This is a genomic window from Leucobacter sp. USHLN153, assembly GCF_037145615.1.
Taxonomy (GTDB): domain Bacteria; phylum Actinomycetota; class Actinomycetes; order Actinomycetales; family Microbacteriaceae; genus Leucobacter.
This window is the reverse complement of record NZ_JBBCXE010000003.1, coordinates 117,185-142,816: the sequence shown is the minus strand read 5'-3', so window position 1 is coordinate 142,816 and position 25,632 is coordinate 117,185. Positions and strand designations below refer to the sequence as shown.

The 25,632-nt window shown below is 68.8% G+C and carries 23 protein-coding genes; 19 read left to right on the top strand and 4 right to left on the bottom strand.

From position 1 onward, the window contains the following. Positions 1 to 118: 118 nt before the first annotated feature. From WFH00_RS06465 to WFH00_RS06455, 3 genes are read left to right on the top strand one after another with little or no spacing between them, the layout of a single operon-like run. Entirely contained in the window at positions 119 to 2,185 is a 2,067-nt protein-coding gene (locus WFH00_RS06465; protein WP_336659886.1) for a hydantoinase/oxoprolinase family protein, read from the top strand. After that, complete coding sequence (locus WFH00_RS06460) at positions 2,182 to 3,882, top strand: hydantoinase B/oxoprolinase family protein (protein WP_336659885.1); 1,701 nt, start codon at positions 2,182 to 2,184, stop codon at positions 3,880 to 3,882. The genes WFH00_RS06465 and WFH00_RS06460 overlap by 4 nt, the downstream gene beginning before the upstream one ends. Position 3,883: 1 nt before the next feature. Then, positions 3,884 to 4,702, top strand: a complete 819-nt coding sequence (locus WFH00_RS06455) for a polysaccharide deacetylase family protein (protein WP_336659884.1) — start codon at positions 3,884 to 3,886, stop codon at positions 4,700 to 4,702. A gap of 23 nt (positions 4,703 to 4,725) precedes the next feature. On the opposite strand, the gene WFH00_RS06450 is transcribed toward WFH00_RS06455, so the two are convergent. The 3 genes from WFH00_RS06450 to WFH00_RS06440 are packed head-to-tail and all read right to left on the bottom strand — an operon-like array spanning position 4,726 to position 6,934. After that, complete coding sequence (locus tag WFH00_RS06450; RefSeq protein WP_336659883.1) at positions 4,726 to 5,364, bottom strand: hypothetical protein; 639 nt, start codon at positions 5,362 to 5,364, stop codon at positions 4,726 to 4,728. Beyond that, on the bottom strand, positions 5,361 to 6,176 hold the full coding sequence (locus WFH00_RS06445; RefSeq protein WP_336659882.1) for an endonuclease/exonuclease/phosphatase family protein: 816 nt from the start codon (positions 6,174 to 6,176) through the stop codon (positions 5,361 to 5,363). The genes WFH00_RS06450 and WFH00_RS06445 overlap by 4 nt, the downstream gene beginning before the upstream one ends. Continuing rightward, positions 6,173 to 6,934: a glycosyltransferase family A protein gene (locus WFH00_RS06440; RefSeq protein WP_336659881.1), complete on the bottom strand. Its 762-nt coding sequence runs from the start codon at positions 6,932 to 6,934 to the stop codon at positions 6,173 to 6,175. The genes WFH00_RS06445 and WFH00_RS06440 overlap by 4 nt, the downstream gene beginning before the upstream one ends. Before the next feature lie 159 nt (positions 6,935 to 7,093). Between WFH00_RS06440 and WFH00_RS06435 the strand changes: the two genes are divergently transcribed. Together WFH00_RS06435 and WFH00_RS06430 are read left to right on the top strand one after the other, a co-directional pair. Further along, positions 7,094 to 8,053: an aldo/keto reductase gene (locus tag WFH00_RS06435; protein WP_336659880.1), complete on the top strand. Its 960-nt coding sequence runs from the start codon at positions 7,094 to 7,096 to the stop codon at positions 8,051 to 8,053. Positions 8,054 to 8,106: 53 nt separating this feature from the next. Then, the gene (locus WFH00_RS06430) at positions 8,107 to 9,039 is read left to right on the top strand and encodes an aldo/keto reductase (RefSeq protein WP_336659879.1); all 933 of its coding nucleotides are present in this window, start codon (positions 8,107 to 8,109) and stop codon (positions 9,037 to 9,039) included. 144 nt (positions 9,040 to 9,183) lie between these two features. Here WFH00_RS06430 and WFH00_RS06425 read toward each other — a convergent pair whose 3' ends face one another. After that, a complete protein-coding gene (locus WFH00_RS06425; RefSeq protein ID WP_336659878.1) occupies positions 9,184 to 10,368 on the bottom strand; it encodes an ROK family transcriptional regulator in 1,185 nt (394 codons plus the stop codon). 182 nt (positions 10,369 to 10,550) lie between these two features. Here WFH00_RS06425 and WFH00_RS06420 point away from each other — a divergent pair, with 182 nt between their 5' ends. The 14 genes from WFH00_RS06420 (at position 10,551) to WFH00_RS06355 (ending at position 25,631) form a co-directional block, all read left to right on the top strand. Beyond that, positions 10,551 to 11,606 carry a Gfo/Idh/MocA family protein gene (locus tag WFH00_RS06420; RefSeq protein WP_336660226.1) on the top strand — a complete coding sequence of 352 codons (1,056 nt, stop codon included), beginning with the start codon at positions 10,551 to 10,553 and terminating at the stop codon, positions 11,604 to 11,606. Further along, on the top strand, positions 11,603 to 13,156 hold the full coding sequence (locus tag WFH00_RS06415; RefSeq protein ID WP_336659877.1) for a sugar ABC transporter ATP-binding protein: 1,554 nt from the start codon (positions 11,603 to 11,605) through the stop codon (positions 13,154 to 13,156). The genes WFH00_RS06420 and WFH00_RS06415 overlap by 4 nt, the downstream gene beginning before the upstream one ends. Then, complete coding sequence (locus WFH00_RS06410; protein WP_336659876.1) at positions 13,153 to 14,247, top strand: ABC transporter permease; 1,095 nt, start codon at positions 13,153 to 13,155, stop codon at positions 14,245 to 14,247. Before WFH00_RS06415 ends, WFH00_RS06410 begins: the two co-directional genes overlap by 4 nt. After that, positions 14,244 to 15,443, top strand: a complete 1,200-nt coding sequence (locus WFH00_RS06405; protein ID WP_336659875.1) for an ABC transporter permease — start codon at positions 14,244 to 14,246, stop codon at positions 15,441 to 15,443. The genes WFH00_RS06410 and WFH00_RS06405 overlap by 4 nt, the downstream gene beginning before the upstream one ends. Beyond that, positions 15,440 to 16,663, top strand: coding sequence for a substrate-binding domain-containing protein (locus WFH00_RS06400; RefSeq protein WP_336659874.1), 1,224 nt, complete (start codon positions 15,440 to 15,442; stop codon positions 16,661 to 16,663). The genes WFH00_RS06405 and WFH00_RS06400 overlap by 4 nt, the downstream gene beginning before the upstream one ends. A 265-nt stretch (positions 16,664 to 16,928) precedes the next feature. Then, entirely contained in the window at positions 16,929 to 17,798 is an 870-nt protein-coding gene (locus WFH00_RS06395; protein ID WP_336659873.1) for a sugar phosphate isomerase/epimerase family protein, read from the top strand. Further along, entirely contained in the window at positions 17,795 to 18,811 is a 1,017-nt protein-coding gene (locus WFH00_RS06390) for a sugar phosphate isomerase/epimerase family protein (RefSeq protein ID WP_336659872.1), read from the top strand. The genes WFH00_RS06395 and WFH00_RS06390 overlap by 4 nt, the downstream gene beginning before the upstream one ends. A 197-nt stretch (positions 18,812 to 19,008) precedes the next feature. Beyond that, complete coding sequence (locus WFH00_RS06385; RefSeq protein ID WP_336659871.1) at positions 19,009 to 19,674, top strand: TrmH family RNA methyltransferase; 666 nt, start codon at positions 19,009 to 19,011, stop codon at positions 19,672 to 19,674. 314 nt (positions 19,675 to 19,988) lie between these two features. After that, positions 19,989 to 20,360, top strand: coding sequence for a MoaF-related domain-containing protein (locus WFH00_RS06380; RefSeq protein ID WP_336659870.1), 372 nt, complete (start codon positions 19,989 to 19,991; stop codon positions 20,358 to 20,360). 242 nt (positions 20,361 to 20,602) lie between these two features. Then, positions 20,603 to 20,974: a cupin domain-containing protein gene (locus tag WFH00_RS06375; RefSeq protein WP_336659869.1), complete on the top strand. Its 372-nt coding sequence runs from the start codon at positions 20,603 to 20,605 to the stop codon at positions 20,972 to 20,974. A gap of 3 nt (positions 20,975 to 20,977) precedes the next feature. Then, on the top strand, positions 20,978 to 21,844 hold the full coding sequence (locus WFH00_RS06370) for an MBL fold metallo-hydrolase (protein ID WP_336659868.1): 867 nt from the start codon (positions 20,978 to 20,980) through the stop codon (positions 21,842 to 21,844). Positions 21,845 to 21,895: 51 nt separating this feature from the next. Further along, positions 21,896 to 23,053: a sugar ABC transporter substrate-binding protein gene (locus WFH00_RS06365; protein WP_336659867.1), complete on the top strand. Its 1,158-nt coding sequence runs from the start codon at positions 21,896 to 21,898 to the stop codon at positions 23,051 to 23,053. Beyond that, on the top strand, positions 23,050 to 24,627 hold the full coding sequence (locus WFH00_RS06360) for a sugar ABC transporter ATP-binding protein (RefSeq protein WP_336659866.1): 1,578 nt from the start codon (positions 23,050 to 23,052) through the stop codon (positions 24,625 to 24,627). The genes WFH00_RS06365 and WFH00_RS06360 overlap by 4 nt, the downstream gene beginning before the upstream one ends. Then, a complete protein-coding gene (locus WFH00_RS06355; protein WP_336659865.1) occupies positions 24,624 to 25,631 on the top strand; it encodes an ABC transporter permease in 1,008 nt (335 codons plus the stop codon). The genes WFH00_RS06360 and WFH00_RS06355 overlap by 4 nt, the downstream gene beginning before the upstream one ends. Position 25,632: the final 1 nt, after the last annotated feature.

Here is a 25,632-nt window from a genome sequence, read left to right as displayed (position 1 = left end):
ATCCGAGGCAGCCTGAAAGTCGTACGTCGAATGACCCATGCACGGGCACGTCGCGCCGCAGCAGAATCGGAACACCGCAACCGGCACCGGGAGCGGCGAGACGACGAAGGAGCCGAACATGACTGCGCCGCAGTGGACGATCAGCATCGACGCCGGTGGAACGTTCACCGATGCGATAGCGCGGAGCTCCGCGGGCGTGATTCGCGAGGCGAAGGTCGCGTCGACGCCCGAGGATCCTTCGCTCGGCCTCCGCAACGCGGTCGCCGCGCTGGAGCAGCAGGGTGTGCTGCTCCCGGATGTCGCGCTCGTCTGCCACGGCACGACCGTCGCGACGAACGCGACCCTCACGGGAGCCCTCGGGCGGGCGGCGCTCGTGACGACCGCCGGCTTCCGCGACGTACTCGGGTACCGGCAGCAGAACCGACCGGACGTGTACAGCCTGATGCCGCGGCGCCCCGCCGAGCTCATTCCGCGTGTGTTGCGCTTCGAGATCGATCAGCGGCACGATTCCGCGGGGCGCGAGCTCGCCCCGGTCGATCGCGAGCAGCTCGACGAGATCATCGCCGAGCTCCGGGAGGCGAAGCCCGAGGCCATCGCCGTCAGCTTCCTCTTCAGCTACCTCAACGACGCGCACGAGCGGGAGGTCGGCGACGCGCTGCGCGGCGCGTTCCCGGGCACGCCCGTCACGCTCTCGTCGGAGGTCGCCCGCGAGTTCCGCGAGTACCCCCGCACGGCGACGACCGCGATCAACGCGGCGCTTCGCCCGATCGTCGAGGCGTACCTGGGGAGAGCCGGCGCGGCGCTCGCGGCGAGCGGCGTCGGGTCACCGCTGCTCGTGATGCAGTCGAACGGCGGTTGCGTCCCCGCTGAGCGCGCAGGGGCCGACGCGCACCGGCTCGTGCTCTCCGGGCCCGCGGGCGGCGTCGCAGGCCTCGCCGCGCTGGCGGAGTCGCTCGACGAACCGAACCTCATCAGCCTGGATATGGGCGGCACCTCGACCGACGTGTGCCTGCTGCGCGGTGGCGCGATCCCCTTCACAACCGTGCAGGAGGTGCAGGATCACACGCTCCTCGCGCCGACGGTCGACATTCACACCATCGGCGCCGGCGGCGGCAGCATCGCCCGGATCGATCGCGCGGGAAGCCTCAAGGTCGGCCCCGCGTCTGCGAAGGCCGTGCCGGGGCCCGCCTGCTACGGGCGCGGTGGCGTCGAGCCGACGATCAGCGACGCGCACGTGGTGCTCGGCACCCTCGGGGCGGGGGAGCTGGCGGGAGGGCTCGTCATCGACCGGGACCTCGCCGAGGCGGCGGTGCGGCGGATCGCCGAGCCCCTCAGCATGTCGGTGGAAGAGGGCGCCGAGGCGATCCTCGCGATCGGCCTCGCCCACATGGTGCGCGCGGTCCGCAAGGTGAGCGTCGAGCGCGGCCTCGATGCACGGGAGTTCTCCCTGGTGCCCTTCGGGGGCGCGGGGCCGCTCCACGCCGGGCTGATCCTGCGCCACATGGCACTCAAACAGGCGATCATTCCCTTGAGGCCCGGCCTCTTCGCGGCCGACGGACTGCTCGTCGCTGGGCTCAAGCTCGACAGCTCCCAGACCGTGCTGGCGGAGGCGGACCCGGAACGGATTCCCGAGATCAGCGCCTGGTTCGACGCGACCGCGGCAGACGCCAGCGAGCAGCTGCTGCGCGACGGGGTCGGCGAAGATCGCGTCGTCTTCGCGGCGAGCGCCGATTGCCGCTACCGCGGCCAGGGCTTCGAGCTGAACATTCCGCTCGACGGCTGGGACGACGCCGAGCTGCTGCGACTTCCCGAGCGATTCCACGCGATGCACGAGGAGCGCTACGGGCACAGCAACGCTGCCGAGCCGGTCGAGATCGTCACGGTCCGGCTGACCACGACGGGTGAGATCGATCGCACCCGGGAGCGCGTCGCACCCGTGCCGCGCCGGGACCTGACGCCGGAGGCCGTGGTCGGGCACCGGGATGTGCTGTTGCCCGGGTACGGTCGCACCCGCACCGCCGTAATCGAGCGTTCGGCGCTCGCCGCCGGAACGGAGTTCGAGGGGCCCGCCATCATCCAGCAGATGGACGCGACCTCGGTGATCCTGCCCGAGCAACGCGTGCGCGTCGCGAGCACGCTCGATCTTATTGTGACCGAACCGACCCGAGACGAGGCAGACCGATGACCGCTGTGGATACCGTCACGTTCGAAGTGGCCTCGGCCGCGCTGCAGTCGGCGGCCGAGGAGATGGGCAGCGTGCTCAAGCGATCGAGCTACAGCCCGATCATCCGGGACATGGACGACTTCTCGTGCGCGCTGTTCACGGCCGAGGGCGACCTCGTTGCGCAGGCGGACTACATCCCCGCCCAGCTCGGCGCCATGTCGCTCGTCGTGCAGGCGATCCTGCGCCGCTGGCGAGATCGCGTGTCCGAGGGCGACGCGTTCATCTGCAACCACCCCTACCAGGGGGCGATGCACCTGCCCGACGTGAACATCGTCACCCCGATCTTTTTCGGCGGCGAGCTCATCGCCTGGGCGGGCACGGCGGCCCACCACATCGACGTGGGCGGCGTGAACCCGGGCAGCGAGGGGCCCGAGCTCGGCGAACTCTACGGCGAGGGCGTGGTCATTCCGCCGATCCGCCTCTCGATTGCGGGTGAGGAGAACGAGGATCTCGTAGCGCTCTTCTCCGAGAACTTCCGCGACCCGCTGTCGACCCTCTCCGACCTCCGCGCCCAGCGGGCCTCCTGCCACCTCGGCGCCGAGCGCGTGCACGAGCTCGTGGCGCTCTACGGCGTCGACGAGCTGCTCGAGGTGATGCAGCGGATGCTCGTGAGCGTGGAGACGACCGTCGGGCGCCTGCTCGACGGCATGGCGGACGGTGCCGGCGAGGCGGAAGGGTGCCTCGATGACGACGGTCGCGACGGCGCGCCGACGCGCATCCACGCGCGCGTCGAGAAGCGCGGGGGTCGGCTGTCGATCGACCTGTCGGGCTGCGACCCGCAGACCGCTGGCGCGATGAACATTCCGTGGGCGAGTGCCCGGGCAGCGCTGGTGTACGCCGTGCGCACGGTGATCGCGCCCGGCGTGAGCGCCAACGACGGGCTGCTGCGCGTGCTCGACATCACCGCGCCCGAGGGCACCGTCGTGAACCCGCTCCCGCCGGCCGCCGTCTCGATCCGGCACAACTCCTGCCAGCGGCTCGCCGACACGCTGATCCGCGCGATGTACGGGATCTGGCCCGAGCTCGCGGTGGCCTCGAGCCAGGTGAGCTTCTTCAGCTTCAACATCGGATCGACCCACCCGCGCACGGGTGCGCCATCGGTGATGGCGGACGTGGTCGGAGGGGGCACGGGCGCGACGGCGCTCGGCGACGGTCTCGACGGCGTCGACACCTACATGGCGAACGTCGGCGTGATGCCGACCGAGGTCGTCGAGACCAACTACAACGTGCGCGTGCGACGCACCGAGTTCCGTCCGGGCTCCCAGGGGCGCGGCGCGTTCAACGGGGGCCTCGGCCTGGTGCGCGAGTACGAGGTGCTCGAGCACCCGCAGCACGCGACGTTCTACGCCGAGCAGACCGACGCGCGCTTCGCACCCGCCGGTGCTGCGGGCGGTGAAGCGGCGCTGCCCACGACGATCACGGTGATCGGGCCGGACGGGGCGGTGATCGATCAACCGCGGAAGACCTCCCGCGTGCTGCAGCCGGGCACGATCGTCCGCGTGGAAACGGGCGGCGGAGGAGGCTACGGCGACCCCGCCGAGCGCTCCGAGGAGCTGCGCGCGTGGGACGAGCGAGAGGGCCGCTTCGCCTCGCCCGGCCGAAACTCCGAGCGGCCCGCGCACGCGGCCGCAGCGGCCGAACCCACCGAGAGGAACTGAAATGGCGCACTGGCCCGACGGGCACCGATACGCCGCAACCGTCAGCTTCGACTTCGACGCTGAGGAGGTGTGGATCGGCGAGAACCCCGCCAACGCTTCCGCCCCTGGCGTGCTCTCCCAGGGCACCTACGGGCCGAAGGTCGGGCTGCCCCTCATGCTGAAGCTTCTGGAGAAGCACGAGGTCACGGGCAGCTTCTACATCTGCGGCAAGGACGCGCTGCGCCACCCCGACGCCGTGCGGGCCATCGTCGAGGCGGGCCACGAGGTCGCGCATCACGGCCACTCGCACACCTCGCCGACGAAGCAGAGCGAGCAGGAGGAGCGCGACGAACTGCGTCGGGGGCTCGAAGCACTGCAGGAGCTCGGCGCCGATGTGGTCGGATATCGCTCGCCCTCGTGGGAGTTCAGCGCGCACACGCTCGACCTGCTCGTCGAGACCGGGTTCACCTACAGCTCGAACCTGCTCGACGACCTCGTTCCCTACATGCATCCGCACCACGACATCATGGAGGTGCCGGTCGCGTGGATACTCGATGATGCGCCGCACTTCTGGTTCGCAAACGACACGTGGGAGAAGACGATCCGCTCCCCGCGCGAGGTGCTCGACGTGTGGTTGCCCGAAATCGACGGCATCGCGGCCCTTGGCGGGCACGTGATGATCACGACGCACCCGATGATCTCGGGTCGCCCCTCGCGGCTCGCGATGCTCGATACCGTTATCGGCCATCTCAAGGACACGGGGGCGTGGATCGCGCCCACCCGCGCCATCGCGGCGTACGCCCGCGAGCACGGCCCGCTGCAGCTGGACTTGAACGTCTAGCGGTAGCGGATCGCGCGGCGCCGCTACTCCCGCTCGAGGGGAAGCCTCGCGAGCGCGATCCCGGCTGCGAGTGCGCCGAGGCCGCCGACGGCCAAGTCGCCGATCGTGTCGGCGTAGTCCACGTAGATCTCGTCGCTGATCCACTCGAAGCCGGCCCACTCCACCATCTCCCAGAGCGCGCCGAGGGCGAGGCCGAGCGTCGGAAACAGCACGAGCGGCACGCGCTTCCGCGGGCGCCCGGGCACGGAGGGCGGGGACGACGGCGCGGACGACGGCGCGGACGACGGCGGCACCACGCCCGCGCGGGCGAGCAGCAGGTACACGAGCGGCACGAGCACGGCCATGGTGACGGCGTGCATGACGATGTCCCACCAGGCGACCGTGCGGTACAGGTCGATGACGTTGCTCCACGCCGCGGCCAGCACCACGAGCGAGAACACGATGTCGAAGCCGGCCCGCACCCCGAGGATCCGCGGCGCGACGAGCGCGGGCAGCGTGAGCGCGAGGACGCCGGCGTCGGTCGGCAGCAGCCAGATCGCGGCGCCCACGACGCTCAGGAGCCCGACGACGCGCAGCGCGTCGGCGAGATAGTCGAGTGGGCCACTGGGGGCCCGGAAGAAGTTCTCCCTCGGTCCCCGGGTCGCGGTGAGGTGCGCGCTCATTCGCCCGCCCCGAGGCGCACATCCGCGACGATCGGCAGGTGGTCGGACGCCCAACCGCCGAGAACGGGCTCCCCGAGCATGCCGATGCGATCCACCGCCACACCCTCGGTGACCACGATCCAGTCGATGCGACGGCCGGGCCGCGGCGTGCGGTAGTTCGCGAACGAGCGGTACTCGGGGCTCGTGCGCAGGCGTGCCTCACGCCACGCATCCCGGAGCGCGCCGCCCTCGAGCAGCACGGTGATCGGGCGCGAGCCGGGCGGGGTGTTGAAGTCACCGGTGAGGATCGCGGGTGCCCCGTGCGACGACAGCGTCTGGCGCAGGAGCTCCGCCGAATGCACGCGCGAGTGGCTGCTGAGCTGGTCGAGGTGCGTGTTCACGAAGCGGAACGGCTCGCCGGTCAGGCGGTCACGGAAGTCGGCGACGACGGCGACTCGCGGCACGAGGTTGCCCCACGCGCGGGAACCGGGCGTCTCGGGCGTCGCCGAGAGCGCGATCTGCCGCCAATCGAGCAACTCGACGCGATCGTTGTCGAAGTACACCGGGCATCCCTCGCCCTGCCCGTCCGCGTCGCGACCCCTGCCGATCATCCGGTACCCCGGCCCGAGCGATTCGAGCACCCAGCGTGCCTGCCCCGCGAGCGCCTCCTGCACGCCGAGCACCGCGGGGCGCTCACGCTGCAGCACTGCCCGCACGCGGGGCTTCCGCACGCGCCAGCGATCCTCTCGCCGCCAGGTGCGGATCTTGCGACGGATGTTGAACGTCATCACCCGCAGCGCTTCGGCCGGGGCAGGATCGGCATCGCGACTCACGAGCCACCCCCTCTCGGCGTGGGAACGCCGAAGCGGTGGAACAGGCGGCGCAGCAGCAGGCGGATCCAGCGGACGGACGGGAAGTCGGCCGGCCAGTGGAGCACGATCGTGCGCACGGCCCAGTTTGCGCGCCTCGTGAAACCGCCGAGCGACGCGAGCGGACGGGAGGAGACGCCCATCTCGGCCTCGGGCACGCGCCGGATGCGGTGGCGCTCGCCGAAGTGGTACGCGAGGTCGAGGTCGTCGTGGATGTCGGGGTGCAGGTGCACGCGGTCGCGGATGTCGAGCCAGGCGGTGCGCCGGAACGCGAGGTTCGAGCCGAAGACGGGCCGGTGCCCGAGTGCCGGCGCGGTCGTGACGACGTAGGCCGCGAGGTAGGCGACCGCTGCGATGCGACGCGCGAGGCGGGGCCCGTCGACAAAGTGCGCGCCGTTCGTGGCGACGTCGACGTCTGCCCGTCGGTCGAGAGTCTCCGCCATCGTCTGCACCCAGCCGGTCCCGGGCACGCAGTCCGCGTCGAGCCGCAGCACGTAGTCGCCGACCGCTGCGTCGTAACCGGTCGCGCTCGCCGCGGGGATGCCGGGCCGCGCGCAGTTGACGACGCGCGCTCCGCCCGCGACGGCGACGAGGGCGGAATCATCGCTCGAGTTGTTGTCGACGACGATGATCTCGTCGGGAAGACGCGTCTGCCGGGAGAGCGCTTCAAGGCAGCGCTCGAGCAGCACGGCGTCGTCTTTCACGGGGATGACCACGGACACTGTCCGCCTCGCTCTGCCGCTCACCCGCACCCCCGCGCACCCGCCGTCATCTGCACCCAGGCTAGCGGAGCGGTCGAGCGGTGATCCGGGGGTTGCGGCGGTGTGCGACCGGGTGCCAGAGTCAGGTCGGAACCCGCATCCTGTCAGTGAAGGAGACCCATGACCCAGGCCGCACGCACCCGCATCGGAACCTCCGACCTCGAGATCGCACCGCTCGCGCTCGGGAGCAACGTCTTCGGCTGGACGGCCGATCGCGACACCTCCTTCGACGTGCTCGACGCGTTTGGCGCTGGCGGCGGCGATTTCGTCGACACCGCGGATGGTTATGCGCACTGGGTGCCGGGCAACTCGGGCGGTGAATCCGAGGCGATCATCGGTGAGTGGTTCGCAGCGCGCGGCTCTCGCGACTCCGTGGTGCTCGCGACCAAGGTGTCCACGCACCCCGAGTTTCCCGGCCTCGCCCCGGCGAATGTGCGAGCAGCAGCCGACGCCTCGCTGCAGCGCCTGCAGACCGACCGCATCGATCTGTACTACGCGCACTACGACGACGCCGACACCCCGCTCGAGGAGACCGTCGCCGCGTTCTCGGAGCTCGTGGACGCCGGAAAGATCCGGGCGATCGGCGTCTCGAACTACACGGCCGAGCGAGTTGCTGAGTGGGTGCGGATCGCGGAAAGCGGTGGCTACCACCTCCCCGTGGCGCTGCAACCGCACTACAACCTGCTCGAGCGCGAGTTCGAGTCCAACGGCCTTCGCGACGTTGCGGAGCGCCACGAGCTCGCGGTCTTCCCGTACTACTCCCTGGCGGAGGGCTTCCTCGCGGGCAAGTACCGGGATCACGATGACGCGGCCGCCGCGGGGGCCAGCCCGCGCGCGGGCGAGGCGTCGGCGTACCTCGATGACCGCGGTCGCGCGGTGCTGGGAGTGCTCGACGCCGTCGCAGAAGCGCACGAGGTTCCCGTGGCCGCGGTGTCGCTCGCGTGGCTCCGGCAGCAGCCGACGGTGTCCGCGCCCATCGCCAGTGCCCGCAACCGCGAGCAGCTCCAGGTGCTCCTCGCATCGCTGTCGCTCGAGCTGAGCGGGGAGGAGCTCGACCGCTTGGCAACCGCGGCGGCCTGACGCGGGGCCCGGCGGCCTTCCCGCGATCCACCGCCCGCGTTATTGTGAAGCGCATGCGGACATTCACACTGCCAGGAACCGATCTGATCGTCTCCGACGTCGTGCTGGGGCTCATGCGCATCCAGCAGAAGTCCGACGAGGAGGTGCGCACCCTGGTGGGGGCGGCACGAGACGCGGGCATCAACTTCCTCGACCACGCCGACATCTACGGGGATTCGCTGCACGGCTGCGAGCGTCGCTTCGCCGAGGCGTTGCGATTCTCGCCGTCGGAGCGCGAGCAGTGGGTGATCCAGTCGAAGGCCGGGATCGTGAAGGACGGCCCGTACTTCGACTTCTCCTACGAGCACATCATGGAGACGGTGCACGGCTCGCTCGAGGCGCTCGGCACGGAGTATCTCGACATCCTGCTGCTGCACCGCCCCGACGCGCTCGTGGAGCCCGAGGAGGTGGCGCGCGCGTTCGACGAGCTCTCAGCCTCGGGCAAGGTGCGGGCCTTCGGTGTCTCGAACCACACGTCGCGCCAGATCGACCTGCTCCGCAAGTATGTGACGCAGCCGCTCGTCGCGAACCAGCTGCAGCTCTCGATCACGCACTCGCCGATCGTCGCCCAGGGGGTCGCCGCGAACATGCAGGGCCTGCCGCAGTCGGTGTCGCGCGACGACGGCGTGCTCGACTACTGCCGCCTGAACGACATCACGGTGCAGGCGTGGTCGCCGTTCCAGGCGAACTTCTTCGACGGCCCATTTCTGGGGTCGGATCGCTATCCCGAGCTCAACGCGGTCATCGACCGCCTGTCGGCCAAGTACGGGGTGCCTGCCGAGGCGATCGCGGTGGCGTGGATCACGCGGCACCCTGCCCGCATGCAAGTGGTGCTCGGCACGACGACGCCGAGCCGCGTTGCCGCTGCCGCTCAGGGGTCCGATGTCACCCTGACTCGCGAAGAGTGGTACGAGCTCTTCCGCGCCGCTGGCTACACCGTCCCGTAGGCCGCGCGCCCGCCGCCCGACCGCCCGAGCCCCTGCGTTCGGGGTAACTTGCGACGCGTGTCGTCCGCTGTGATGACGCGACACGCGTCGCAAGTTACCCCGATCCCATTCCGCTGGGTGGGGGTGGGGCGCGGCGGGGCGGCCCTACGAGCCGAGCGCGGCAGTGATGCGGTCGGGCGCGAGCGCCGCGTCGATCGCGAGCTGCGCCGCCCCGTAGATCGCCGCGTTGCCCGCGGCCCGTGACGGCGCGATCGTCAGGTGCTCGGTCGAGAGCGGGATCGAGCGCGCATAGACGACCTCGCGTACGCCGGCCACGAGGTGCTCTGCGGCCTGCGCCATCGTGCCACCGATCACGATCGCCGACGGGTTCATCACGCTGACGCACGCCGTGAGCACCTCGCCGACGTCGCGCCCCGCCTGACGAATCCGCTGGATCGCCCCGACGTCACCCGCTTTCGCGAGCGCCACGACCTCGCTGGGTCGGTGCAGCTGTCGCTCGGGCGTGCTCAGCGCGGCGGCGAGCGCTCGGCCGGACGCCACGGCTTCGAGGCAGCCGCGGTTGCCGCATGGGCATGGCGTGTCGGCCGCGCGCGCGAGCGCGATGTGCCCGATGTCGCCCGCGGCGCCGTTCGCGCCGCGGCGCAGCGATCCGCCGGAGATGATGCCGGCGCCAATGCCGCTCGCGACCTTCACGAAGATGAGGTCGGTGACCCCGGCCCAGGAGCTCGATAGCTCACCGAGCGCCATGATGTTGACGTCGTTATCAACGAGCACCGGTGCATTGATGCGTGCCCGGATCGCCGAGGGGATGTCGAAGCGGTCCCACCCGGGCATGATCGGCGGGTTGATCGGCCTGCCGGTGGAGAACTCGACGGGGCCCGGCACGCCGATGCCCACTCCGGCGACGTGCGAAACGTCGTATCCGAGCCCGGGGAGCAGGGCCTCGGCTGAGTCGAGGATCCAGGCGATCGCGTCCTCCGGGCCCGAGGCGATTTCTCGCGGCTCCGAGGCTTCGGCGAGAAGCTCGCCGTGGAGATCAGTGACGGCGATGCGGGCGTGAAGCGCCCCGAGATCGGCGGCGAGCACCACCCGCGCCCGGGGGTTGAAGGCGATCTGCGCGGAGGGGCGGCCGCCCGTGGACGCCGCATCCGCGACGGGCGCGATGAGGCCAAGTTCGATCAGCTGGTCGATCCGCTGTGCGACTGTGGGCCGCGAAAGTCCGGTCACCTGCGCGAGCTTCGCGCGCGTGCGCGGTTCGCCGTCGCGGAAAAGTTGCAGCAACCCGCCAGCCGTCGAAAGCGAGGCCGAAGACGCGGGCGGGAGGATCACTTCTTCAGTAAACCATACGAGTAACTTCGATAACGGTTTGGTCACTTATGAAGAACGCTTGACAAAAGTGATCACGCGCAGCTCACAATAGCTCCATGACACAGACGACGGAGTCGCAGTCGGCGCAGCGGCACGTGCAGCCGGCCCAGCCGCCGGAGCCGCGGGAATCACCGCGCATCGGCATGCTCGGGGCGGGCTTCATGGCGCGCACGCACTCGACCGCCGCTCGGCTCGCTGGGGCGCAGCTCGACGTCCTTGCGGCCTCGCGTCCCGAGACCTCACGCACTGCCGCAGCAGCCCTCGGTTATGCCCGCTCCGCCAGCCCCGAGGAGCTCCTGGTCGAGGGCCTCGGGGTCGTCCACGTCTGCACGCCGAACACGACCCACCTCGACTACGCCCGCGCAGCGCTGCTCGCGGGCTCACACGTCATCTGCGAGAAGCCGCTCGCGACCTCGGGCGCCGATGCGCGCGAGCTCGCGGATCTTTCCGAGCAGCGCGGCCTCGTCGGTGCCGTCCCGTTTGTGTACCGCTATCACCCGATGGTGCGAGAGGCCCGCGCCCGCATCGCGAGCGGCGAGGCCGGCACGGTGCTCACCGTCTCGGGGCAGTACTTGCAGGACTGGCTGCTGGCCGCCGGAGACGACAACTGGCGAGTCGCGACCGACTCGGGCGGCCCCTCGCGCGCGTTCGCAGACATCGGATCGCACCTCGTCGACCTCGTCGAGTTCGTGAGCGGCGACCGTATCACGCGCCTCGTCGCGACGACGCGTACGGTGCACGAGGAGCGCGCGGGACAACCGGTGCACACTGAGGACGCGGTCGCGCTCACCCTCGAGCTCGCCGGGGGCGGCATCGGCTCGCTGCTCATCTCCCAGGTCGCTCCCGGTCGCAAGAACGGGCTCGTGCTCGAGATCGCCGGCAGCCACGAGAGCATCCGCTTCGAGCAGGAGGACCCCGAGCGCCTCTGGGTCGGCCGGCGAGGGGCCTCGCTGCTGCTCCGCCGCGACCCCGACACCCTCTCGGTCGACGCCGCGCGCCTCTCGAACGTTCCGGCGGGGCACGCCCAGGGCTACCAGGACGCATTCAACGGGTTCGTCGCCGACGCGTACGCCGCGGTCGCGGGGGAGCACCCCGAGGGTCTCCCCACCTTCCGCGACGGTCTGCGCGCGGCGCTCATTACCGACGCGGTGCTCGAGTCGGCTGAGGCCGGCACCTGGGTGGAGGTGAGTAAGGCGTGAGCGCTCCCACGTTCCCTGAGGCGGCTCCCGCCGCACACCTCAAGGACCCCGTGCTCTCGGTGGTCGACGTGCGCAAGCAGTTCTTCGGCGTCGAGGTGCTGCACGGCGTCTCGCTCGATCTCGTGCCGGGCACGGTGCACGGCCTCGTCGGCGAGAACGGCGCCGGCAAGTCGACACTCATGAAGATCGTCGCGGGCGTCTACCGGCGCGACGGCGGAGACGTGCGGCTCGACGGAGCAAGCGTCGACTTCGGCCACCCCGTTGAGGCCGCGGCCGCGGGTGTCGCCACCGTCTTCCAGGAGTTCAACCTGCTGCCGGATCGCAGCGTCGCGCAGAACGTGTTCCTCGGACGCGAGCCGCGAAAGCGCGGGCTCATCGACACGCGGAGCATGCGGCGCGCGACCCGCGAACTGCTCGACGACCTCGGCATCGGCGGCATCGATCCTGACGCGCAGGTCGGCTCGCTCACCGTCGCCGAACAGCAGATCGTCGAGATCGTGAAGGCGCTCTCCGTCGACGCGCGGGTCATCTCGATGGACGAGCCCACGGCGGCGCTCGCGGATCACGAGGTGGCGATCCTGTACCGCGTGATCCGCCGCCTGCGCGACCGCGGCGTCGCGATCCTCTATGTTTCCCACCGCCTTAAGGAGATCTTCGATCTCTGCGACACCATCACGGTGATGAAGGACGGTGCGCTGGTCTCGAGCGACCCGGTGGCGGCGCTGGATCAGCCGACGCTCGTGCGGCGTATGGTCGGTCGGCCCATCAGCGCGTACTTCCCGGGGCCCGAGCCCGGCACCGAGGTCGGCGAGACCGTGGTGCGTGCGCGCGACGGCGGCAATGCGCAGCTTGACGGCATCGAGCTCGATGTGCGCGCCGGTGAGGTCGTCGGGCTCTCCGGTCTGCAGGGTTCGGGGCGCACGGAACTCGTCGAGGCGATCTTCGGGGCGGCACCCTTCACGCGCGGCACACTGCAGATCGCCGGTGCGACGCGCGCGATCCGCAGCCCCAGGCAGGCCGTTCGGCTCGGCATCGCGCTCGTCACCGAGGACCGCAAGCGCACCGGCCTCGCACTGAACCAGTCGATTCTCGACAACGCACTCCTCGCGATCCGCAGCGTCTTCCCCCGCCGCACCCGGGCCGAGCGTGCCTCGATCCCAGGCGTGTTCAAGTCCCTCGAGCTCGTGAGCCAGGGCCCGAAGCAGGAGGTGCAGGCGCTCTCCGGCGGCAACCAGCAGAAAGTCGTGCTCGCGAAGTGGCTCGCGACCGAGCCGCGCGTGGTGCTCCTCGACGAACCGACCCGCGGCATCGACGTGGGCGCGAAGGTCGCCGTGTACCAGCTCATCCGCGAGCTGGCGAAGCGGGGCGTGGCGATCCTGCTCGTCTCGAGCGAGCTCCCCGAGGTGATCGGTATGGCCGACCGGATCCTTGTGATGCGGGACGGGCGCATCGCCGGCGAACTCCCCTCGGGCGCGAGCGAGGAGAGCGTCCTCGCCCTCGCGACCGGCGCCGTAACGCAGACGATCTCACCGGAAGTGAGCACCGCATGAGCTTCGCACTCCCCGCGCGACTGAAGCGCCTCGACACCACCGCAATCGTGTTCATCGCGCTCGTGGTCGTGCTCGTGCTGAGCGCGATCCTCGTCGCCACCGTCGGGCGCAATCTCCTGAGTCCCGGCAGCATCCGCGACATCCTCACCGGCATGAGCGTGCTCGGCTTCGTCGCGATCGGGCAGACGCTCGTCATTCTCGGCGGATCGCTCGACCTGTCCGTCCCCTACGTCGTGAGCCTCACGAGCCTCGTCGCAGCCGAAACCATGAACGGTCAGACGGGCATGGTGCTCCCCGGGGTGCTGCTCGCGCTCGCCGTCGCGGCGCTCGTCGGCCTCGCGAACGGGCTCATCGTCACGTTCCTCAAGGTGCACGGCTTCGTGACGACGCTGGGCATCGGGCTCATTCTCAAGGGCTACCTCGACACGAAGTATCAGGGCACCGCGGGAGACGCGCCGTGGGCGTTCCAGCTCTTCGGCGCGACCGGCGTCGGCCCCGTGCCGGTATCGACCATCGTGATGCTGCTGCTCGCAGGGCTCGTCGCGTTCCTTCTCGCCCGCACGGCCTTTGGCCACCACCTCTTCGCAGTCGGCGGCAATTCGGAGGTCGCGCGACTCTCGGGCGTGCGGACTCGCCGCCCGCTGATCCTCGCGCACGTGTTGTGCTCGCTCTTCGCCGGGATCGCGGGCCTGCTGCTCGCGAGCCGCCTGGGCGTCGGGAGCCCGACGGTCGGCACGCAGGGCGGGTACGACCTGCTCTCGATCGCGGCGGTCGTGCTCGGCGGCACGCTGCTCGCGGGAGGGCGCGGCTCCATCTGGGGCACGATCGGCGGCGTCGCGATCTTCGCGGTGCTCGACAACCTCATGAGCGTGCTGCAGGTGAACCCCTTCCTGAAGGACGTCGTGCGCGGCGCGGTCATCATCATCGCGGTCGCGGTCTACTCCCGGCGTCGGCTCGTCGCTCGGCGCGAGCGGTTCACGCGCGCGGGGGCGGCGGCGGATTCGTCTGCCGGCGCGCCGGCAGACGCCCGAGCGGAGACGGCCTCGACGCCTGAAACGGCACCCGCCTCAAGCGAAGGGGGTCCGCGATGAGCGCGCCCGATACCACCGCAACGCGCACCGTCGCTGCGCCCTCCGCGGCGCCAGTACCGGGCGGTGCCACCCGCTTCTTCCGTGCGGCGATCAGCCCCCGTGGCGCGGTCTACCTCTTGCTCGTGGTGCTCCTGATCGCCGTGGCGATCCTCAACCCCTCGTTCGCGGAGCCCGGGCAGCTCGTGCGCTACATCCAGCGCGTCGCGCCCATCGCCATCGTCGCGATCGGGCAGTACTTCGTGATCGTGAGCGGGGAATTCGATCTCTCGCAGGGCTCGCTCGTGACGACGCAGGTCGTGCTCGCGGGCACCCTGATCGGGCAGGACGACTCGAAGGTGCTGCCGGTGACCCTGCTGCTCGTCGTGATCGGCGTCGTCGTCGGTGTCGCGAACGGGCTCATCACGACGTTCCTCCGCGTGCCTTCGTTCATCGTGACGCTCGGCATGATGCTCGTGCTCTACGGCGGGGTCATGTGGTGGACCGGAGGTGCGGCGACCGGAAACCCCGCGGACTCGTTCCGCCAGGTCGGGCGCGGCGGCATCGAGGACGTGCCGATCCTCGGGCTCCTGCCGTGGGCGGTGCTCGTGCTCGCGGCCGTCATCGCCGTGGCCGCGTGGCTGTCGCGCCGCCCCTTCGGCCGCACGCTCGTCGCGATCGGCGACAACCCGGGCGCTGGCGTCTACGCGGGCGCTTCGGTGTGGCGCACGAAGACCGCGGCGTTCGTCATCTCGTCGCTGTCGGCGACGGTCGCCGGCGTGCTGCTCGTCGGCTACGCGGGCGTGCACCCGTCGGTCGGGCACGGATATGAGTTCATCGCGATCACGGCGGTCGTGCTCGGCGGCGTGGTGCTCGGGGGCGGGCGCGGCTCGGTGTGGGGCGCCCTCGCCGGCGCCTTCGCGCTCGAAACGCTGTTCACGCTCCTGAACTTCACCTCCGTGCCCTCGACCATGCGCGACGCGATCCAGGGCGCGATCATCATCGCCGCCGTCGCTTACTCGGGCGCCGCCTTCCGGGCGCGGCGCAAGCGACCCACCAGTGGTCTCGGGGCAGTCGAAGCTGCGGCGGCACCGGCCGCCGCTGACCCCGAACACCTTTCCGGCTCAGCCGGCACAGACCCGGCGGGAACGCTCCCGCCGATTGATCCCGCAGGCACCGGCGCCGCACGGGACGACCAGAAAAAGGAGAACCGATCATGAAACGATCGCTGAGAATCACGGCGAGCCTCGTCGGGGCGGCGTCGCTGATCCTGCTCGCGGGGTGTACGACCGATCCCTCGGTGGAGAACCAAGCCGAGGAAGCACCCGAAACCACCGAAACGACCGAGTCGGGCGACTCGGAGCAGTGGTTCGATCAGGAGCTGTTCGACAAGCAGGACGCAGAGCGCGGCGTGACCCCGGAGGGCCCCGAAGACAAGCCGTACCTCCAGATGATCAACGCTGAGATGCGCGACACGGGCGACTGGGCCTCCGAGGGCGCCAAGAAGGTGTGCTTCGCGAACGCTTCGATCTCGAACCCGTGGCGCCAGACCGGCTGGATCACGATGAACGAGCAGCTGAAAGTGCTGCAGGATTCCGGCGTGATTTCCGAGATGGAGACGCGCGACGCGAAGGACAGCGACGACACCCAGATCGCCGACATCGACTACTTCATCGCAGAGGGCAACTGCGACGGCTTCGTCATCTCGCCGAACTCGACCGCTGCGATGACGCCCGCGGTCGAGCGCGCCTGCGAGACCGGCAAGCCGGTCGTCGTCTTCGACCGCGGTGTTGAAACCGACTGCGCGGTCACGTTCATCCACCCGATCGGCGGCTTCGCGTGGGGCATCGACACGGCTGAGTTCCTCATCGACAACCTCGAAGAGGGCGATAAGGTCGTGGCCCTCCGCATCCTGCCGGGCGTCGACGTGCTCGAGCAGCGCTGGGCGGGCGCCGAGAAGCTCTTCGAAGAGGCCGGCATCGAGGCGGTCGACTACTTCTCGGGCGGCGACCCCGCCGAGATCAAGAAGATCCTCTCCGACGAGCTCGCAAAGGGCGACGTGCAGGGCGTCTGGATGGACGCCGGCGACGGCGCCGTCGCGGCGATCGAGGCGTTCGAGGACGCCGGCAAGGACTACCCCGTCATGACCGGCGAGGACGAGCTCAGCTTCCTCCGCAAGTGGAAGGACACCGGCCTCACCGGCCTCGCACCCGTCTACTCGAACTTCCAGTGGCGCACCCCGCTGCTCGCACTCGAGAAGATCTTTGCCGGCGAAGAAGTGCCGGAAGAATGGGTGCTGCCGCAGAGCCCGATCACGGCCGACGAGCTGGACGAGTACCTCGACCGCAACGAGGGGATGCCGGATGGGCACTACGCGAAGTTCGGTGGAGAGGATCTGCCGGGGTATCCGCAGGTCTGGCAGGAGCGGGTGATTCCGTAAGGTCTGGTCCGCCGGCTCGCGGATGCGCACACCCGGCGAAGACTTAGAGCAAGGGAACCCGGCGCGTCGCTAGCGCCGCGCCAACCTTGATGCGTCTTCGCCGGGTGTGCGCATCCGCGAGCAAGCTCGGCTTACGGGTCAGCCCTTTATGGGGCGCTGGTAGGTCGGCGTTTGCCGGGGGTGGGTGTACTGACCTGGCCGGGCGGCGGTCTGCGGCGTATGTTGGCAGGGGCGCGACAGCGGAGTCGCGAGTAGAGGGGGCGCAGTGCAGCGAGAACTCGGAGTGAACACGTGGGTGTGGGTGTCGCCCCTCGACGATGCGGCGCTCGTCCGCGTCGCCGAGCGGGCGAGCGAAATCGGGTACACGCTGCTCGAACTTCCGGTGGAAGCGCCGGGCGGCTGGTCTCCGGCGCTCGCCGCCGAGCGACTCGGTGAACGAGGCATGGGCGCGCGCATCGTCGGTGCGATGGGCGACGGGCGCGACCTGCTCGACGACTCGCTCCGCGCGTCGACCCAGGCCTACCTGCAGCACTGCGTCGACGTCGCCGTGGCGGTCGGGTCGCCCACCGTGGCCGGCCCGTTCACGGCCCGCACCGGGCGGGTCTGGCGCATGAGCACCGACGAGCGCGCCCGCGCGTTACAGGTGCTCCGCGAGGCGCTGCGGCCGGTCGCCGCCTACGCCGCGGAGCGGGACGTGACGCTCGCGCTGGAGCCCCTCAACCGCTACGAGACCAGCCTCATCAACACCGTCGACCAGGCGCTCGACGCACTCGAACCGATGCTGGGGGCGGGCGGCGGCCTTGGCCTCGCGCTCGACAGCTATCACCTCAATATCGAGGAGCGTTCGCCGGAGGCGGCGATCCGCGCAGCTGGCGACCACATCGCGGTCGTTCAGGTCTGCGGTAGCGACCGCGGCCCAGCCGGCCCCGACCACACCGACTGGGACGCCTTCTTCGACGCCCTCGACGACGTCGGCTACTCCGGCCCGCTCACGCTCGAGAGCTTCACCGGCGACAACGACACAATCGCGACGGCAGCCTCGATCTGGCGGCCGCTCGCGGCATCGCAGGACGAACTCGCTCGCATCACCTTCGACTTTCTCACCGACTACCAGGCGCACAGGAGTGGCTCATGACCCAGGAATCCTCACACCCCGTCACCCTCTTCACCGGCCAGTGGGCGGATCTGCCGTTCGAGGAGGTGGCCCGCCTTGCCTCCGAGTGGGGGTACGACGGGCTCGAGATTGCAGCTTCTGGCGACCACCTGAACCTCATGCGCGCCGAGGAGGACGATGCATACCTCCGCTCGCGCCTCGAGGTGCTCGATCGCTACGGACTGCGCGTGTGGGCCATCTCGAACCACCTCGCCGGGCAAGCCGTGTGCGACGACCCGATCGACTTCCGCCACGAGGCGATCGTGCGACCCTACGTGTGGGGCGACGGCGAGCCCGAGGGGGTGCGGCGTCGCGCGGCCGAAGACATGCAGCGCGCGGCGCGAGTGGCGCGGAAGCTCGGGGCCGACGTCGTGACGGGGTTCACCGGGTCGAAGATCTGGCCGTACGTCGCGATGTTCCCGCCGGTTCCCGCGTCCGTGATCGACGAGGGGTACGAGGATTTCGCTCGGCGCTGGAAGCCCATCCTGGACGTGTTCGACGGCGAGGGCGTGCGGTACGCGCACGAGGTGCACCCCTCGGAGATCGCGTACGACTACTGGACGACCGTGCGCGCGCTCGAGGCGATCGACCACCATCCGGCGTTCGGCATCAACTGGGATCCGAGCCACATCGTGTGGCAGGGCGTCGACCCGATCGGCTTCATCGTCGACTTCGCGGACCGCATCTGCCACGTCGACTGCAAGGACACGCGCGTGAGGCCCGCGACGGGGCGCTCAGGCATACTCGGATCGCACCTGCCCTGGGGCGATCCGCGCCGCGGGTGGGATTTCGTCTCGACCGGCCACGGTGACATTCACTGGGAGGACGCCTTCCGCGCGCTGAACAGCATTGGCTACTCGGGCCCGATCTCGATCGAGTGGGAGGACGCGGGCATGGATCGCCTGCACGGAGCGGCGGAGGCCGTGCAGCGGATCCGCTCCCTGCTCTGGCAGCAGCCCACCGCCTCCTTCGACGCCGCGTTCAGCAACCAGTAACCGCCCGCCCGCGGCCGCACGCTCCGCACGCTCCGCACGCTCCGCACGCTCCGCACGCTCCGCACTAGTGGAATCCGGGTAACTTTCGGTGCGTGTCGCGTGCTTCGACGATGGCAACACGCACCGAGAGTTACCCCGGACACAGGGGTAAGACGGCTGGGGCGGGGGTGGGCGCGGGCGCGTGGGAGAATCGTCGGGTGAGTGAATCCGACGCGCCGGCCGCAGCCGCGCCGACTGCCGAACGCTCGACATCGGGAGTCGGGCCGTGGCCGGGCGGCCGCGACGCGTGGCCTGCCGAAGCCCACTACGATCCGGAGCTCCTCGAGCACGGCGACACTCGCAACGTCGTCGACCGCTACCGCTACTGGCGCATGGACGCGATCGTCGCCGACCTCGACGAGCACCGCCACCCGTTCCACGTCGCGATCGAGAACTGGCAGCACGACATGAACATCGGCTCGATCGTGCGCAGCGCCAACGCGTTTGCCGCCGATACGGTACACATTGTGGGCCGTCGCCGATGGAACAAGCGCGGCGCGATGGTCACCGACCGGTACCAGCACGTGGTGCACCGCGCGGACGTCGCGGCACTCGTCGAGTGGGCCCGCGGTGAGGGGATCCCGATCATCGCCATCGACAACGTGCCCGGCTGCGTGCCGATGGAAACGTTCGAGTGGCCCGAGCGCTGCGTCATGCTCTTCGGCCAGGAGGGGCCGGGGCTCACGGCCGAGGCCATCGCCGCCGCGGAGGCTGTCGTTGAGATCACGCAGTACGGATCGACCCGCTCGATCAACGCTTCAGCCGCTGCCGCGGTGTCGATGTACAGCTGGGTGCAGCAGCACTCGCCCCTGCGCCCCCGGTAGCTGGAGACCCACCTGGCGTGAAATCGACTCCCGTTCGCGAGATCGACTCCCATCTCGCGCGCACGGCGGTCGATCTCGGCGGTCGCAGTCGATCTCGGCGCGCGCTTTCTCCGAGGCGGCGGGTCGAGCCTCTGCGTGGCAGCTTTCGCGTCGCCGCGGGGTGATCCGCCGCGCTCCTTGAAGAGGGCCTCGAATGTCATTGTGCATCCAAAATGTCTCGTTTTGGCGACAATGGCGTGCAAATCAGGAATTTATGTCGACATTGCGTTGACGCCGCGCGCCTTTCGTGAAAGTCTTTTTGACGACGGAACATCATGAAGTTCTCAATGAAGAAGGACGAACAGGATGGAGATAAGTTGAAGAACTACCCAGCGCTGGGTGAAGAAATCTTCATCGATTTCGGGGACTCCGGCCCGTTCGGGCCGTTCGCGGTCAAGATCGCGGTCGCCGAGGAGGGCAACCGCCTGACTTACCTCGTGACGCGCGGTTCGCTGCTCGACAAGACGGAAACCTGCGAGTACCACGCGGTGCCGGTTGCGGACGGCGTCTGGATGGTGAGCTGGCGCGAGGGTGACGGGCTGACCGTGGTGCAGGTGCAAGATTTCGAGCGAGGAACGCTGGAGTCGGTCGTCACGACTCCCGAGAACGAACTCTTCCAATTCGGGGGAACGCTCGAGGTCCTGTAGAGGAGCGGCCGTCGCTGGGGCGGTCGCGTGCAGAGTTCTCGGTAACTCACGGGGGTCGCGCAGCGCGCGCGTCTTCAACAACTGAAATTTCATCTCGATTCCGCGACTTTCTGGGATGCGCAGGACTTTCCGTGCCTGCGCACGGCCCTGGAGAGTCGAGTACTCATCGGGAGTGAGGGACGCTGAGGTCCGGGCATCGCTCGGGTGTCGCAGCATTCACGTGGCAAAGGAGCAAACTGAAGATGTATGCAGTGAACTGGAAGGACCTTCCCGAGACGGAGGGACTCCCGAACAACTTCCGCGCAGCAGTTGCTGGGTGGGAGATGGGCGTGAATCGCATCCGCTGGGTACACCCCACGGCGCTGCCTGAGCACGTGCACGACGATGCTGAGCAGTCGATCATGATGATCGAGGGGAAGATTCAGTTCACCATCGACGGCCACGAGATGGAACTGAGTGCGGGCGACGTTGCGATCGTGCCCCGCGGGGCGGTGCACTCGGGGCACAGCATCGAGGGGGAAGCGGTGTTCATCGAAGTCTTCGCTCCGGCCCGCTATGAAAACCTGACCGGTTTCCTGGGCGAACCGGCGCGCGCAACGGCGGGGGAGGCCTGAGCCATGGCACGTCAGAGAATCGCGCCGCACGTCGTCGTGGAGACCGAGCACTACGGCAGCAACCAGTCGTGCATCATCGGCTCCGAGGGGGTCGCACTCGTCGACGCCCCGCACATCCCATCGGACGCCCTCGCCTGGGGCTACTACGTTCAGCAGTTCGGCGAAGTGAAGTACCTGATCAATTCCGACCACCACCCCGATCACACGATCGGAAACCGCTTTCTCCCGGGGACCGTCGTGTCGCACGCGGAGACACGACGTCGACTCGAGTCTGAAGAGGCGCCGAGCATGGAGTACCTCGAGGACCTGCTCGGGCGTCTTGATCCGGGGAACAACCACCTCCTCGAGAACTACACGGTTCGCCTCGCGTCGATCCTGGTCGAGAACACACTGGCGCTCCACCTCGGAGACGTGCACCTTGAGCTGCGCGCCGCGCGCGGGCACACGCGCAACAACGTGCTCACGTACCTCCCGCAGGATGGCGTGATCTTCACCGGCGACATCGTGTGCGAAGCGGGCCTCCCGTCGTTCCAGGACTCGCGCATCACCGACTGGTTCGACGCGCTCGACCTCGTCGAGTCGTACGACTTCGAGCAAGTGGTCCCGGGACACGGGCAGGTCACGGACCGCGCGGGAGTCGAGCGGTACCGCAACCTCGGACGCACGGTCGTCCGGGAGGTGGGCGAGCGCCTGTCGCGGGGTCAGGAGAGCGAACAGATCATCGCTGAGGTCCGTTTCGAGGACAACATCCACGTCGCAACCCCGTGCTGCGCGGGGTACCCGGATGACCTCATTGAAAGCTTCCAAGTCCGTTCCATCACTCGCATCATCGAGGACGTCCAGCAGAACCCGGATCTACTGACGAGGTAGTCCCCGGAGCTTCACGCAGGCAGATTCACCGTAACTATCAAAGGAGATAAAATGCGCATTCGTTCACGGGTATTAGGGGGTACCGCGCTCGTTCTGGCGTTGGCCCTCTCGGGCTGCTCCGGCAGCTCGGACGCCGGCGGGTCGGGCGACGAGGGTGTCAGTGAAGAGGCACAGGCCATCGTTGACGCCGCGAAGCAGGAGATCGACTCCTACAAGGAGGTCCCGTCGTCGGATGACCTCGGTGAGCCCATCGACGTGAGCTCCCTGAAGGGGGAGACGATCTTCAGCATCCCGATCGACGCTCGCAACGAGTTCTATCAGGAGAGCGAGCCGGCGATGGCGAAGATTGCCGAGAAGGCCGGCGTCAAGTACACCACCTTCCCCGCAGATGGCACGCAGACGTCGTACCAGCAGGGCTTCGCCCAGGCGATCGCTCAGGACGCGTCCGTGATCCTCCTGAATGGTCCGCTGCCCGAGACGCTCGAGCCGCAGATCAAGGAGGCGACCGAGGCCGGGATCCCCGTAGTCCCGCTCCACCTCTCGGACTCGGAGGAGGAGCCGCTCGAGGCCACGCCGTACGAGGCCTTCGCGCCGTTCAACCTGGGCGCGCGCCTCTCGACACTCTACGCGGTTCAGGACCTCAAGGGCGAGCCGGTGAAGGCGCTCGTCATCGAGGTTTCGAGCACCGGCCCCTCGGATGGCATGGTCAAGACCATCGAGGACGTGCTGGCGAACGAGGCGCCCGAGGGAAGCGAGATCTCCGAGAAGATCAACTCCCAGGTCTCCGACTGGTCGACCGAGGTGCAGGGCGCGGTGCAGTCCGCGCTGCTGAAAGACCCGGAGATCAACGCCGTCATTCCGATCTACGACTCGATCGCACTCTTCGCCATCCCCGGCATTCAGCAGGCGGAGGGCGACCGCAACATCGGTGTCTACTCCTTCAACGGAACGACCTCGGTCCTCGGCATCCTCGACGACGGCGTCATGCGCGTGAACGTCGCGGAGAACCCGGACTGGGTTTCCTACGTCAACCTCGATACCGCGTTCCGCGCGATGCTCGATTCCGGCCCCTCGGACAAGGCTTCCGGTCCGGTCCGAGTCATCGATAAGAGCAACCTGTCTGAGCTCGGCGATCCGCCCGTGGCGGGCAAGGGCTTCGGTGACGAGTACCAGGGTGCATTCCTGGCGATGTGGGGTATCGAAGAGTGAATTCCGTAGCAACCAGCGGCAACGGCGGGCGCGCTCAGAGCGCGCCCGCCGGGGCGGCCCGGCTCAGCGTGACGGGCCTGAAGAAGGCCTTCGCGGGCGTTCCGGCGCTCAAAGGGGTCGAACTCGTCATTCAGCCCGGAGAGATCCACGGTCTGCTGGGTGCGAACGGCTGTGGCAAGTCGACCTTGATTAAGATCCTCGCGGGCTTCTACCAGGCCGACGAGGGCGAGATCGTCGTCAACGGCGAGAACCATCCGGTGCCGCTGGGGCCGCGCGGTCTTCGCGACTCGGGCGTTGCCTTCGTGCACCAGGACCTCGGCCTCGTTCCAGGTTCGACGGTGCTCGAGCACATGGCGCTCGACGCGTACGGTGCGGGCGCCGCGCTAAAGTCGGTCGCCTGGCGCGAAGAACGTGCGCGGGTGCAGGAACTGCTCGCCCGATTCGAGGTGCACATCGATCCCGACGTGATGGTCGAGGTGTTGTCACCGGTGCAGCGCGCGATGGTCGCGGTTGTGCGTGCCGTCGGCGCACAGGAGCGGGTCTCCGGAACCCGGGGATCCCTGCTGATCCTCGACGAACCGACCGTGTTCCTCCCGCGTGAGGAGGTCGAGCTGCTCTTCTCACTGCTGCGCCGCTTGAAGTCTCAAGGCGACTCGGTGCTGCTGGTGTCGCACGACCTCGATGAGGTCCTGGCCGTCACCGACCGCGTGACCGTGTTCCGCGACGGCGATTTGGTGGGGAGCCGCAATACTCCCGAGTGCACCCGCCAAGACATCGTGGAGATGATCCTCGGTGCGAAGGACGAGCACGTGCCGCATCCACCGGTCCGCGCGAAGGACGACCAGACGGTGCTCCTCTCTGCCGAGGGCCTGACCGGTCAGCGCATCACCGACCTCTCGCTCGAGCTTCGCGCCGGTGAGGTCGTCGGCATCACCGGGCTCGCGGGCTCGGGTTTCGAGGAACTCCCTGAGCTGCTCTACGGCGCCCACGCTCGGAAGGCGGGTGTGATCGTCGTCGACGGTCGCCAGATCCATAAGCCGACCCCGCTCGAGATGATGGCCAATCGCGTGGTCCTCATCCCCTCTGATCGGAAGGCTGACGGAGCGGCACAGGAGCTGACGGTCGTCGAGAACACCGCGCTGCCCTTCTTCACGAAATACACGAAGGGCTGGTGGATCGACTGGGCCGATCTTCGCAAGAAGGCCGTCGCGATCTCCGAGCAGTTCAACGTCGTTCCGCGCAACACCACACTCCCGTTCAGCAGCCTGAGCGGCGGTAACCAGCAGAAGGCGCTTCTCGGCAAATGGTTCGACACCAAGCCTCGCGTCATGCTGCTCAACGAGCCCACGCAGGGCGTTGACATCGGAGCGCGTCGAGAGATCTTCAAGCTGCTGCGCGCAGCCGTCGCCGACGGCATGACGGTGCTGTGCGCCACCTCGGACTACGAACAGCTCGTGGAGCTCGCCGACCGGGTGATCGTCCTCGAGAACGGTCGGGCCAGCAATGAACTGCATGGCGCCGACATCACCAAGGATTCCCTCGCAGGGGCCGTCTATTCCCAAGGAACGCAATGAGCACCACAGCCACTAAAACCGAGACCAAGGCCCCGGCCGTCATTACCAAGCGCCGCCAGCCCGAGCGCTTCGCACTGATCGGCGTTTGGGTCGTCCTGATTGTCGTGTTCGTCGCCCTCGCGCCGAACACCTTCCCGACGCCGGCGAACGTGTCGAACATGCTCGGCTCGCAGGCCGTGCTGCTGATCCTCGCACTGGGCGTCATCATTCCGCTGCGCGCCGGTGACTACGACCTCTCCATCGCCTCCGTGCTGACGCTGTCGGCGTGTACGACGGCGGCGCTGAACGTGCGGTTCGGCCTCCCCATCTGGGTCGCGGCCCTCGCCGGTATTCTCTCCGGCGTGATCGTCGGCGTGATCAACGGCTTCATCGTGACGAAGTTCAACATCAACCCCTTCATCGTGACGCTGGGTATGGGCACGGTTGCGGTGGGCATCTCATACCCCATCTCCAACTCGCGCACGATCACCGGAGTCGATTCCGCACTGAACGACGTGATGCTGACGAAGCCCTTCATGAACATTCCGCTCGACTTCTGGTACGGCGTGATCCTCTGCGCGATCGTGGCGTACATGTTCTCGAAGACCGCTTTCGGTCAGCGCCTTCTCTTCATCGGTCAGAACTCTGAGGTTGCGCGTCTTAACGGCGTGACGGTTCCAAAGCATCGGTGGATCGCGCTCATCCTCTCCGGCACGATCGCCGCGGTCGCGGGCGTGGTCTACGTCGGCACCACGAGCAGCGCGGACCCGACCTCCGGCGGAGCATTCATGCTTCCGGCGTTCGCGGCGGCGTTCCTCGGCTCGACGACGTTGACGGTCGGCCGATTCAACCCCTGGGGCACCGCGATCGCCGTGTACTTCCTGGTCACCGGAATCACGGGCCTGCAGCTCCTCGGCGCCGAGTCCTACGTGCAGGACCTGTTCTACGGCGGTGCGCTCGTCATCGCTGTGGTGCTATCGCAGGTCGTCCAATCGCGTAATGCGAAGAAGCTTGCCGCTCGCTGAC